The sequence below is a fragment of the Enterococcus sp. DIV0901a genome (assembly GCF_051711525.1).
Lineage (GTDB): Bacteria > Bacillota > Bacilli > Lactobacillales > Enterococcaceae > Enterococcus_B > Enterococcus_B faecium.
Genome location: NZ_JBIOMW010000001.1, coordinates 377,755 through 390,093, shown reverse-complemented (window position 1 = coordinate 390,093; position 12,339 = coordinate 377,755). Strand labels below are relative to the sequence as shown.

Sequence of the window (12,339 nt, the reverse complement as noted above, 5' to 3'; positions counted from 1 at the left end):
TGTTTTTTGAAATTGCTCCTTGTGACTCAGAGTTAAACGGCAGGCTCACAACCTCTTCCTTAAACGGTGTTCAAAAGCTTGCATCTACGGCACTAACCCCAATCAGATGAAAAATATGGAGTGCTATTTTTATCTGATTGTTCTTACTGCTTGATGCAGAGCAGCTTTTTCACAACCTCCTACACGGTGTTCAAAATATTATTCGCCTTTTGCTTCTTTCACTAATTTTGCGAATGCTTGTTGTTGGAATTCAGCAGCTAAGGCTTTCGTACGTTGTTCTTGCTCTGCTTTGCTCATTTTTGGATTTTCAGTCATTGCTTTTACCATACCGTCTTGAACATAAGCTTTTGCTTCACTTTCCATCGTACTTTGCTGTTTCTTCACTAATTCAGCTAACTTGGCTGCTTGGTCCGTACTTAATTCTACCCATGTCTCTGGGATTTTGAATGTATTCACTCGGCTGTCATATTCGTGATTGTTATCAGCAATATTGAACCAGAATTTATACATGTCGTTTTTGTATTCCCAATAAGTAGTTTTCGTCACTTTTTCAGCATCGCCGTCTGTCTTTTCTACTTTATTTGTTTCGTTATCCGTACCAGTTGCTTTTGGTTTTTCTTGTTTTTCATTTGTTCGGTAAAGATACACTTTTTCTTTTCCATTCCCTAAAGCTTTATACAAAAGCATATCTGCTCCTTGGGAATCAGCACTGGAAACAATTTTTTCTGTTTTTGTTTCCGTTACTTTTTCCATTCCAAAGTGATTGGACAAATTAGCGACGATCAAACTTAGTGAAGCGACGAAGATTAGTCCGAAAATCAAAGATAAAAAGGTTTGCCATGTTTTTTTAGCGAACACGTTCGTTAAAGCAAAAGCAAGCAAGCTGACAATCAAAACTCCAATAATCATGCATTATCCCCCGCTTTCGTTAGAACAGGTTCTTTTTTCTTCAATAAAAAGGCAATAATAAAGCCAAGGATCCCAAAGATGATCGCTACGATAAAGGCGGCATGGTAACCTGACAGTGTGGCATTGATTGCCTGATCTTTATAAGCTAATGGTGTATTATCCAATACAGATTTGCTTGGGATATTTGCTTTTGTCACATTCGTCAACACACTGATCAAAATAGCTGTACCAATCGAGCTTGCGATTTGACGGAATGTATTATTTACCGCTGTCCCGTGACTGATCAAGTTATTTGGCAATGCATTCATACCAGAAGTCGTTACCGGCATCATGACCATGGAGATCCCAAACATACGGATCGCATAAAGGATCACGATATATAAAACTGGAGTCGTTTTTGTCAAGAAAGCAAATGGTGCAGTTGCGGCTGTCAAAATGAACATCCCTGTGATGGCTAAACGTTTCGCGCCATATTTATCGAAAATCGCACCCGTAACAGGCATCATAGCCCCCATGATCAATGCACCCGGCAACAACATCAAGCCAGAATGGAATGCTGATTCTCCACGAATATTTTGAATATACAATGGTACGACCATTTCTGCCCCTACCATCGCCATATTTGTTACACCAGCTAAAACAGCGGCAATCGTGAATGTAGATGATTTGAATACGCGAAGTTCCAAGAATGGATGTTCCAAATGTAATTGACGCCATGAAAACAATGCGATGAAAATCACACCAACAACTAAGAAACCAATTACTTTCAAGCTTCCCCAGCCGTCATCTCCTACACTAGAAAATCCGTAAAGCAAACTACCGAATCCAATCGTTGATAAAATAGCGGATAAAATATCAATGCTAGGATTTGACAATGGAATAACGCTCTTCATTAGGAAGAATGCTAAAACCAAGACAAGAACAACGATTGGCAGTACCATACCAAACAAGTCACGCCAATGGTAGTTATCAATGATATAACCAGATAATGTAGGGCCTAAAGCAGGAGCAAGTCCAATAACGATCCCTGACATCCCCATTGCTGATCCTCTTTTTTCTGGCGGGAAAATAGATAGCATGATATTTTGCAATAATGGCATCGATACTCCCACACCGCAAGCTTGGATCAAGCGACCGATTAGTAATGTACTAAAATTAGGTGCTGTAAAGCAAGTAATTGTTCCGATCAAAAAGATCGTCATGGCAGAAAGATATAAATTTCTTGAACTGAATTTATTGATCAGCCATGCTGTTATTGGGATCATGATCCCGTTGACTAGCAAGAAACCAGTCGTTAACCATTGCACATCAGACGCTGAAATATCGAAAGCTTTCATCAATGTAGGAAAAGCTGTCGTCAATAAGGTCTGATTCAAAACGGTACAAAATGTACCAATTAATAAGACAACAACTAAAAGTGTCCGATTATATGGTTTTCCGTAAATATCTACGGGTTGGTTGTTACTCATATTTCTCCTTCTTTCTGAATTTTTTCTGAAACTACTAGAATACTTTAGTCCTAAATTCGCTATTTGTCAACCTACTTGACACACAAGTTAATACGGATATAATTAAGGGAAGCAAGAGGACAAAAGGAGTGACAAAAATGGTTGGGGCTTCCCTTAAACGTTTGTTGGAAAATGATCAATTGGTTGTTGGCATCAGTGAATTAAGTGATATCGTAGGTGTGTCTCCACGTCAATTAAGGTATTGGGAACAAAAGGGATTCATTCGTTCGATCGAAGCTGATGCGAATTGTCCTAGAAAATATCGTTTACCTACAGTCATAAAAGTAGAACTGATCAAAAAATATTTAGATGACGGATTTACTTTGTCAAAAGCTGCAGAAAAGGCAGAAATCCGCCAAAAGAAAATGCACCATGTCCGTAAAGTTTTTTCAAAAGCAATCAAAGATATCGAATTGATCGACGAACGCTATACGATTTTACAAATCGGTAACTTCAAAGAAGAGAATGCTAAGATGTACATCATTCATGACAACGAGACAGACGAATTAACTTACAAGCTCCTTCCTGTCGATGAAAAAGCTGACTACGAACAGCTGTTAAAAGAACTCTAAACGCCACTAATCTCCTAAGTACCAAGCTTTTTAATAAGTAGATGCTACATAAATACTTGAAAAAAGGCCTGTTTGAACATAAGAATATCCGAACGGTGATCTGCGTTTCTTTCATATAGAAAGGAATTCTCCATCACTGTTCGGATATTTTTTTATTTTTTTCGGTTACTTTCTTCTAATACATCTGTTAGCCAATTTGCATATTCTGTTTCCCGATTGATCGCATGCGCTAAAATCAGGTAGTGTCCGTAATTTTCATGTTTTTCTTTTTCAGTAGGAAAGATCGTTTTTTTTCGCTCTAATAGATGAAGTCGTTTTTCTTCATGAAGGTCACGCTGCTGCTGAATAATTTCTACTAATGCCGGATCATTCACGTCTTTGACGAAATACAATTTCAGAACAAATTCGTCTCGATTAACCGGTAGTTCATTGGTGGGTGTATGAATCCACTCTGCCAATTGTTCCTTCCCTTCTTCTGTTAATTCATAAACTTTCTTTTCCAATTTTTCACCTGTGATCTCTACTTGATGCTGAATGATTCCTTGCTCTTCCATTTTTGCAAGTTCAGGATAAATCTGACTATGTTTTGCTTGCCAAAATTCTCCTATTTCATTTTTGAACGATTGATTCAATTCATATCCTGTCATCTTCTTCTTACTTAATAACCCTAACAAAATATATCGAAGTGTATTTTTTCTTGCCATCAGTTTTCCCTCCTTGACAAATCTTTAAATCCATTCTATCATAAATGAGTAATCGAAAACATGTAGTTTATTACATGTTTTAATTTATAAGGAGATGCTTAAACATGAAAGAATTTAAAGAATTGGAAGATTTTATTGGAACTCACTTTATCTATACGTATGACAATGGTTGGGAATATGAATGGTATGCCAAAAATGACCATACTGTTGATTACCGTATCCATGGCGGAATGGTCAAAGGCCGTTGGGTAAAAGACCAAGAAGCTGATATCGTTAAATTGACGGACGGCGTATTCAAAATCACTTGGACAGAGCCAACAGGGACAGACGTGGCATTGGACTTTATGCCAAATGAAAAGAAACTTCACGGAATGATCTTTTTCCCTAAATGGGTTGAAGAACATCCAGAAATCACTGTTACTTTCCAAAACGAACATATCGCAGAAATGGAAGCAGCACGTGAAAAATATGAAACTTATCCAAAATTACTTGTTCCTGAATTTGCTACGATCACTTATATGGGTGATGCAGGTATAGATAATGAAGATGTTATTAGCGAAGAACCATATGATGGAATGCCAGATGATATCCGTAGCGGAAAATATTTCGATGAAAATTATAAACGAGTAAAATAAGGTTGTGAAAGAGAGGTTGTGAAATCAGCGTTCTGACCTGAGTATTAGAGAAAGAAACGGAAAAATAGTTCCTCATGTTTTGCCGTTTTTTGAGCTAATACCGAGGGTCAGCTGATTGAACACCGTTTATCAAGAGGTTGTGAAAAAGCTGTTCTGCATCAAGTAATAAGAACAGCCAAATAAAAATAGCTCCTCATATTTTTTGTTTGGTTGGGCTTATTACCGAGAAGCAGCCGTTTGAACACCGTTTATCAAGAGGTTGTGAAATCAGCGTTCTGACCTGAGTATTAGAGAAAGAAACGGAAAAATAGTTCCTCATATTTTGCCGTTTTTTGAGCTAATACCGAGGGTCAGCTGATTGAACACCGTTTATCAAAGATTGTAACAACTGCATATTCACACAGTTAAATTAGTGACTTCAAAATGAAATAATGCTCCCAGCAAAAAATTAGGCTGGGAGCATTATTTCGTTATTCTGTTCATCAAAAATCAGCGTTTTGATTCCATTTCATCACAAGTTCCTCCTCATTTACTGCTTCATCTTTTTGCTGTGTTTGAATTGTAAAACCTTGTGAAAGATAGAAATGAATAGCTGATTGATTTTTTTGATAGACTGTCAAAGTCAGTGTTTTATTGGTTTCTTTTATTTTTTTCATTAGTTGCGTACCGATTCTTTGTTGCCGGTATTCCCTTTTCACAAAGATTCCTGCGATAAACTGATCAATCACCCCAGCAAAACCAATAATTTCTTGATCTATTTCTGCTAAGTAAATCACTGCATCTGGTAAAGCTTTCCTAACAGATTCTACTTGATTCTCCCAATAAGTTGATGGAATGAATTCATGAGAATCCAAGTTAGCATGCAGCCAAATCGATAGAACAGATTCCAGTTCTTTGGCAGACAATTTTGTTGTTGTGCGGATCATTTTTTCTCTCCTTACTTATTCATTGATTTTAAAATAAAAACCATTTTTTTGAAGCTCTTTTACAAGTTTTCGCCCCTCAAAAAAGTATATCTTCTCTTGTTTTACTTTTCTAATACCAAAAGAAACAGCAACTTTAGGATCATCAGCTGAAACGATTCGATAAGTTCCACCAGGCAATTGATCCAGCTTGACTTTCCCATGATGGTCGCTTTGTACTGAAAACGGCACACCATTTCTAGTAAGTGTTTTTTTCTTATGTTTCAAAATGAATGAACTACCATTTACCGGTTTCCCTGACGAATCACTAATAATAAATGAAAAATCAAGCACTTTTTTACTTAATCTATACTGATAGATTAGTCGTCCGATAAACACTAACAGTATGACTACAGCTATTATCGTTCCTGCAAGAATAAACCATTGCCGCATGGTTCTTTCCTGATTTCCTTTTCCTTCTTCTTTTTTTACCGATTCGTTATAAGGAATCCGATGTCCTGTCACTAGCAAACGATGCGTGTTGATCATATACGGCGTACATGTAAGCAAGGTAACTAAGTCTTCTCCTTCTGAAATCGTTAGAACAGACGTGTCATCTGGCAGTACCACTTGTATATTTTTAACTTGATAAGCCAATTTCTCCCCCAAAACAGTCAAAATAAACGTGTCTCCGTTTTCTAAACGATCTAATTCGGTAAATAACCGTCGATTAGGTAAACCGCTGTGAGCAGAGATCACTGAATGCGTCGAATTTCCACCAAGCGGGAAAGAGGTTCCTTGCAAGACGCCTGCTCCATTTTCAAGGATCCTACCATTGAGCCGATCATAAAGTGAAATATTTAATTGGATCTTAGGTATATTGATACTTCCGATCAGCCATTCCTCTAATTGGCTGGATGTTGTACTTTCATTTCTGTTCTTTTCATTGAAAGGATCAGTACCAGGATTGAATCCTTGGTCAGTTAATCGTTGGTTTTTCTCCTCCATTTTCTTTCGCTGCACTTCAATTTCAGCTGCGGTCCGTTTTTGTACTTGTTCGATACGTTTTTGATCAATAAAACTATTTAAAGAATCCACATAAAATGGATATAAAGCGATCAGTAACCCTACGACGATACATATTAATAAAAACAAACGAAACAAAAGTCGACGAGACTGTTTTTGCTTACTCTGCTTCACATGTGTCCTCCCTTGCAAGTTTTTTTGTTCTTTCTTTTATTATATGGGTTCAGGAAAAAAATAGAAAATGAAAGCCGATGAGGTTGTGAAAAAGCTGTCCTGCATCAAGTAATAAGTACAGCCCAAAAAAATAGCTACTCATATTTTTTGTTGGGTTGGGCTTATTACCGCAGATGCAAGCTTTTGAACACCGTTTAAGGAAGAGGTTGTGAAAACTGCGTTATGCTTTGAGTAATAAGAGCGCTAGTCAGAAAATAGCTTCTCATATTTTCTAGGCTAGTGAGCTTATTACCGAGAAGCAGCTGATTGAACACCGTTTACCGAGAGGTCATGAAAAAGCTACTTTGTTTCGAGTATTAAGAAAAATTCTGTTTCAAAACAAGGAGATGCAACAAAACTTATGTCGCATCCTCTCTCCTTAGAACTTTCACTTATGTTTTTCTTGTAAAATTCATAAATATTTTCATGAATTTTCTAATTTCTTGCCTACCTCTCGCATAGGATATATGATGAATTTATCTAAAGTTTGCAAAGGAGTTCGACAATTGAAAAAATATGGCCCATTTTTAGCAATTTTTTTCATTGCTTTGGCATTTCTCATGCCTCATTTATTCACACATAAACTAATTTTGGGTGCTGATGCCCCATTCCATTACAATCGGTTCTATGATGCCGCGCAACAAATTAAATATGGGGATTTCCATTATTTTCCTTCCCTTTATGGATTCCAGCAAAGTGGCAGGATCGTGAATGCCGTTTACGGCCCATTTTTCGCTTATTTACAAGGATTGATCGTGTTGCTTGCAGGTAGCTGGTTTCATTATCAGATTCTTTCAAATTTCATTCTTTATCTTATTTCAGGATTTTCTATGCTGATTTTACTGAGATATGTCAATGTTCGAAATTGGGTAAGTGTACCAGTAGCCGTTTTATTCATGAGTACGTATTCTATTCAATACTGGTCTATCAACCAAGGATTCACTAGCTGGGGGACTTGTTTTTATCCTTTATGTATGATCCCTATTGCTGATTTCGTCCTTCATAAAAAGTTCCCTGTTATCAAAGTCGCTGTCTCAGTGGGACTTATGACACAGATCCATTTACTGTCTTCGATCATGTTAGCTTTGATGTATATCCCTTTTTATCTTTATTACTTTTTTAACCAGACTGAAAAAGGAAAAGCACTGCTTCAACTGATTAAGTCGGTCTTGCTTTATTTTGTTCTGACAGCAAATATTTGGGCAGGATTAGCTATTGTTTACAGTGGGAATAAGATTCTTCCTCCCTTTGTTAACAGAGAAATGAGTCAAAAGGCGATAGATCTGGATGGCAGTTATTGGCTCCATTACCCTAAGGCCTTTCCTATATTGATATTATCAGGTTTTTTGCTTTTTATTTTCTTTCAACAAAAGAACACCTTATTCCAAAAAATCGTGTTGTACACAAGTCTTGTTTTCTTTTTTCTTTCTACTAGCTTGATTCCATGGACGACATTGATCGAAAAAAATGTGCCTTTTATTAGTTTGATCCAGTTTCCATTTCGATTTTTCGTGCCATTTACGCTATTGCTTCTACTTTACCTTGCCCTTTCACTGAACCAGTGGTCTGAACAAAAGTGGTTCCGTCTTTTAAGTATATTTGGCATTCTTATTTTTTCAGCACAGACGATCCAGAACTTATACCAGCATCTGGAAAAGTGGGAAAATGAAACATTTGTCAGTCGACATACTTATCTATTCGATACGCCGGAAGAAGCAAGGAAAACATTCTTCAGCAAAGATATGTCTACCAGCTTGTTCGTTTTCCAAAAAACCACACCTGACTATCTGCCAATCTATAAGGAGACAAAAGACAATAAATACGACCGGTATAACGAAGAAATACTAGAAAACGAAACAACTTTTATAAAAACACATCCAGGCGGTCTTTTGACAATCAAGTGGAAAAACACTGGGGACAAAACTGTTCATATCCCTGTTATCGTCTACGATCGGACTGTGCTACAGCAAAATGGAAAAACATTGACTGATTATGAAGTAACAGATATCGGGACCCCAATCGTGAAGCAGCAAAAAGGAATCAACGAGCTCACGCTTCATTATCAAACGCCAATCTATTTCTATTTCATTCTTTCTCTTACTTTGATTGGCTGGTTTACCTTGCTATGTTTATTTATTTATCATAGATACAAGCTTTTACGTGCTTAGGCAAAAGGGATAAATACATCCGATCAAAAAACTCTCCAAACGGTATAATCGTTTGGAGAGTTTTATTTTAATCAGTTTTTTTATGTTATATGTTATATTTTTTATTCGTTCACATCTAATTCGATTTCCACCCCGTAGTGATCACTGATGATTGGACTATCGATCCCATCAAAAATCCGTTGATATTTTTTAACCTGCATTCCTTCAGGGACGAAAATAAAATCTATACGCAATTTTTCTGTATTTTGTTCCCAACCATCGATTTTCTTTTCCACAGTAGCTGCTTTTCCTTTTTCATTCGCGACAACATACGAATCTTGAAGAAGAAGGCAACTTTCTCTTACAGTATAATAACCTTGAGAGTCTACTGGATTATTGAAATCACCTAGGAAAAAAAGTGGTACGCGAGTTTCCAAAAAGTAGTTTTCCAAGTTTTTCCACTCAAAATAAAAGCCACTTTTTTTATCTGTCCACCAAGAAAAGTGGCAGCTCGAGACAAAAATGTCCTGATCATCTATCTTTGTTTTCCCAATCAAGATCTTGCGTGTCTGATAATCTTCTTTCTTTTGAGATTGGGAGACGGTAAGGACCTGACTTTCCAATGTTTTTTTCGTAAGCAGTGCATTTCCTTCTTCATATTTATCATAACCGATGTGGCTCATTTCCCAACTCCAAAAATACTCTTTTCCGTGTTCCTTTAAAAGCTGAACTAAACGGTAGGCAAAATTATCTTTACGGATAGGTACTTGATTCTTTACCGGACAGAACTTCATTAGCTTCGCAGGTTCTACTTCTTCAGATTCCAGTAATTGGTTGATTTCTTGTAAAGCAATCACTTCATAATCTTCTAACAGGATCTTATCTGCTAATTCTTGCAATTTTTTCTCTGGTTCTGGCTCAAGCCAGCTATGCGTGTTGAGTGTCATGAATTTCATTGGTTTTCTCCTTGTCTTCATTTCGAAACAAAAGGGTTGTGACAAAATTTTTGTCACAACCTCTCCAGCAAATAGTGTTCTCCTGCTAACTCCTCAGTAATAAGCTCAATGGACCAGGAGCTATTTTTTGTTTGGCTGTTTTTATCACTTGGTGCAGGGCAGCTTTTTCACGACCTCTCCACTAAACAGTATTCAAACTGCTGCTTCTCGGTAATAAGCTCACTAGCCTAGAAAATATGAAAAGCTATTTTCTGACTAGCGCTCTTATTACTCAATGCATAACGCAGTTTTCACAACCTCTTCCTTAAACGGTGTTCAAAAGCTTGCATCTGCGGTAATAAGCCCAACCAAACGAAAAATAGGAGGAGCTATTTTTGTTTGGCTGTTCTTATTACTTGATGCAGGACAGCTTTTTCACAACCTCTCCTTACATTTTAATGGAGCCGATCACTTTACCAGCTGTCACTGTACCTAATTGCTTGATCACTACTTCTTCTACTTTATCGTTTGTAAATACGATCATGATCGTTGGATCTTTTTCTTCGTTTTGGATCACATCAAGATCCATCTCAGCTAATTTCGTTCCTGTTCCTACTTCTTGGCCTTCTTTGACAGCAATCTCAAAAGCTGGCTGATTCATTTGGACTGTATCGATTCCCATATGGATCAAAACTTCGATACCATCTTTCGTTTCCAGCCCAATTGCATGTTTGCTAGGGAAAATACTTGTCACTTTTCCAGCGATCGGCGCAACAACTTCTCTTGATGTTGGAATAACAGCAAAGCCGTCACCCATCATTTTTTGTGAGAATACCGGATCTTTTACTTCAGATAAAGGAATCACTTCTCCAGAAGCTGCGGAAACTAGTTCTTGTTCTATACCTAAGTATTGCTTACTACCTGCTTGTCCATTTCCTGTAGAAACCATTTCTGGCTCTGGAATCTCTGCTCCTGATTGCAACAGATCTTCGATATCTGATTTCAAGACATCTGCTTTTGGTCCATAAACTGCTTGGACTCCATTGTCTTTGACGATCAATCCCATCGCCCCTGCTCGTTTCCAGGCTTCTTCAGTCCCTACTTTTTCTCGATCATTTACACTTACGCGTAACCGAGTCATACAAGCATCGACATCTTTGATATTTTCTTTTCCTCCCAGCAAATGAATGATCTGGACCACTTGCTGATCTGCTGTTCCTGTTCCGCTGTTAGATACAACGGTTTCTTCACTGTCATTGTCGTAATTTCCGTTACGTCCCGGTGTAGCAAAGTTGAATTTTTTGATCAAGAAATTTGCTAAGAAATACGTAACAACACCAAAAGCGATCACACACAACACGAAGTTGATAAGATCTCCACCTAGACCCGCTTTGATAGCTAACGGTGTCCGAGTCAGCAATTCGATATTCCCAAATGAATGGACCCGCAATGGCAAGATATCTGCCATCGCAAATGCAGCCCCTTGGATCACTGAATAAATGACATATAATGGCACAGCAGCAAACATAAACATGAACTCCAATGGTTCTGTTACACCTGTTAGAAAGACAGCCAACGCTGCTGAAAAATACATTGATTTATATCTTGCTTTCTTATCAGGATCGACATTACGATACATCGCAAAAGCCATTCCCATCAAGATACCTGAAGAACCAATCATTTGTCCTACTTTGAAACGAGCCGGCGTCCAGTTATGCAACACAAACTCATATTGCGACATATCCCCTGCACCTTTAAGATTCACTAAATCAGTGGCCCAAGCCAACCATAACGGATCTTGCCCAAATACTTGTGTCCCCGCCTGTGCGCCTGATAAAATCTCATACGATCCGCCAAGCTGTGTATAGTTGATAGGAATCGTCAGCATATGATGCAATCCAAATGGCAATAGTAAACGTTCTAATGTTCCAAATAAAAACGGTGCTAGAATCGGTGCGCTTTCTTGTGATTCTGCAATCCATAAACCAAAATTATTGATTCCAGCCTGTACGTTTGGCCACACCACAGCAAGAATCAATGCCACGATTGTTGACCATAAGATAACAACAAACGGAACAAAGCGCTTTCCATTGAAAAATGACAAAGCATCCGGCAATTTTCTATAATTATAGTACTTATTATAAGCCATTGCCCCGACAAATCCAGCGATGATCCCTACGAATACTCCCATATTCAAAGCTGGTGCTTCCAATACACTTGTAAAAAATCCTTTAACCATGATCTTCGTACCGAACAGAGTGTGGGTAAATGCATCTTCATTCGCAAGCATGTCACTTGTGACACCAAAGATAGCCCCAGTGATCCGATTGATTAAAATAAATGAGATCCCAGCTGCAAATGCTCCGCCTGCTCTTTCTTTTGCCCAACTTCCTCCTATTGCTAAAGCAAATAAAATATGAAGATTACCAATAATTGCCCAACCAATATTTTCAATTACTCCGCCCGTTGTGACAAGCGGCGTCCAATCAGGATTGATCAAGGGAATTGATTTCCCTATACTGATCATCAACCCAGCTGCCGGCATAACTGCTACCACAACCATTAAAGCCTTTCCAAATTTTTGCCAAAACTCAAAACTAAATATCTTTTTCATTCCGTTTAGCTCCTTTACGCAATCGGTTTCGTTAAACGTATTATAGCGTGCGTTTTCTTTTTTGTAAATGCTTTATTTTTTATTTTTCTGTCTATACCATTCTATAAAACCTATAATACGTGTGTTCCCTTCTATAATTTTCTCCTAAAAATTTATTTTTTTAAGCTTTTTTCT

10 protein-coding genes are annotated in these 12,339 nt (G+C 37.7%); 3 read left to right on the top strand and 7 right to left on the bottom strand.

The window, feature by feature from the left end:
- Nucleotides 1-198: 198 nt before the first annotated feature.
- Together IGL70_RS01870 and IGL70_RS01865 are read right to left on the bottom strand one after the other, a co-directional pair.
- A complete protein-coding gene (locus tag IGL70_RS01870) occupies nt 199-909 on the bottom strand; it encodes a DUF4811 domain-containing protein (protein ID WP_002286342.1) in 711 nt (236 codons plus the stop codon).
- Nucleotides 906-2,378: an MDR family MFS transporter gene (locus IGL70_RS01865; protein ID WP_002293204.1), complete on the bottom strand. Its 1,473-nt coding sequence runs from the start codon at nt 2,376-2,378 to the stop codon at nt 906-908. The genes IGL70_RS01870 and IGL70_RS01865 overlap by 4 nt, the downstream gene beginning before the upstream one ends.
- A 137-nt stretch (nt 2,379-2,515) precedes the next feature.
- Here IGL70_RS01865 and IGL70_RS01860 point away from each other — a divergent pair, with 137 nt between their 5' ends.
- Nucleotides 2,516-2,989, top strand: a complete 474-nt coding sequence (locus tag IGL70_RS01860; protein ID WP_002286344.1) for a MerR family transcriptional regulator — start codon at nt 2,516-2,518, stop codon at nt 2,987-2,989.
- Between the two features lie 152 nt (nt 2,990-3,141).
- On the opposite strand, the gene IGL70_RS01855 is transcribed toward IGL70_RS01860, so the two are convergent.
- Entirely contained in the window at nt 3,142-3,693 is a 552-nt protein-coding gene (locus IGL70_RS01855) for a PadR family transcriptional regulator (RefSeq protein WP_002286354.1), read from the bottom strand.
- Nucleotides 3,694-3,797: 104 nt separating this feature from the next.
- Here IGL70_RS01855 and IGL70_RS01850 point away from each other — a divergent pair, with 104 nt between their 5' ends.
- Complete coding sequence (locus IGL70_RS01850; protein ID WP_002286355.1) at nt 3,798-4,328, top strand: phenolic acid decarboxylase; 531 nt, start codon at nt 3,798-3,800, stop codon at nt 4,326-4,328.
- 482 nt (nt 4,329-4,810) lie between these two features.
- Here the strand turns inward: IGL70_RS01850 and IGL70_RS01845 are convergent, their stop codons facing one another.
- Entirely contained in the window at nt 4,811-5,254 is a 444-nt protein-coding gene (locus tag IGL70_RS01845) for a GNAT family N-acetyltransferase (RefSeq protein WP_002286361.1), read from the bottom strand.
- Between the two features lie 15 nt (nt 5,255-5,269).
- Nucleotides 5,270-6,430, bottom strand: coding sequence for a class C sortase (locus IGL70_RS01840; protein WP_002286364.1), 1,161 nt, complete (start codon nt 6,428-6,430; stop codon nt 5,270-5,272).
- Between the two features lie 506 nt (nt 6,431-6,936).
- Here IGL70_RS01840 and IGL70_RS01835 point away from each other — a divergent pair.
- On the top strand, nt 6,937-8,637 hold the full coding sequence (locus IGL70_RS01835) for a hypothetical protein (protein WP_002322202.1): 1,701 nt from the start codon (nt 6,937-6,939) through the stop codon (nt 8,635-8,637).
- A 101-nt stretch (nt 8,638-8,738) separates the two neighbouring features.
- Here IGL70_RS01835 and IGL70_RS01830 read toward each other — a convergent pair whose 3' ends face one another.
- Both IGL70_RS01830 and IGL70_RS01825 read right to left on the bottom strand, forming a co-directional pair.
- Nucleotides 8,739-9,572, bottom strand: a complete 834-nt coding sequence (locus tag IGL70_RS01830) for an endonuclease/exonuclease/phosphatase family protein (protein ID WP_002297417.1) — start codon at nt 9,570-9,572, stop codon at nt 8,739-8,741.
- Between the two features lie 427 nt (nt 9,573-9,999).
- Nucleotides 10,000-12,165, bottom strand: coding sequence for a PTS transporter subunit IIBC (locus IGL70_RS01825; RefSeq protein ID WP_002286368.1), 2,166 nt, complete (start codon nt 12,163-12,165; stop codon nt 10,000-10,002).
- Between the last annotated feature and the right edge of the window lie 174 nt (nt 12,166-12,339).

Excerpts from the sequence above, each read along its gene's own strand:
- IGL70_RS01870 (WP_002286342.1), bottom strand. The coding sequence starts at position 909 with ATGATTATTGGAGTTTTGATTGTCAGCTTGCTTGCTTTTGCTTTAACG.
- IGL70_RS01865 (WP_002293204.1), bottom strand. The coding sequence starts at position 2,378 with ATGAGTAACAACCAACCCGTAGATATTTACGGAAAACCATATAATCGG.
- IGL70_RS01860 (WP_002286344.1), top strand. The coding sequence starts at position 2,516 with ATGGTTGGGGCTTCCCTTAAACGTTTGTTGGAAAATGATCAATTGGTT.
- IGL70_RS01855 (WP_002286354.1), bottom strand. The coding sequence starts at position 3,693 with ATGGCAAGAAAAAATACACTTCGATATATTTTGTTAGGGTTATTAAGT.
- IGL70_RS01850 (WP_002286355.1), top strand. The coding sequence starts at position 3,798 with ATGAAAGAATTTAAAGAATTGGAAGATTTTATTGGAACTCACTTTATC.
- IGL70_RS01845 (WP_002286361.1), bottom strand. The coding sequence starts at position 5,254 with ATGATCCGCACAACAACAAAATTGTCTGCCAAAGAACTGGAATCTGTT.
- IGL70_RS01835 (WP_002322202.1), top strand. The coding sequence starts at position 6,937 with ATGATGAATTTATCTAAAGTTTGCAAAGGAGTTCGACAATTGAAAAAA.
- IGL70_RS01830 (WP_002297417.1), bottom strand. The coding sequence starts at position 9,572 with ATGAAATTCATGACACTCAACACGCATAGCTGGCTTGAGCCAGAACCA.
- IGL70_RS01825 (WP_002286368.1), bottom strand. The coding sequence starts at position 12,165 with ATGAAAAAGATATTTAGTTTTGAGTTTTGGCAAAAATTTGGAAAGGCT.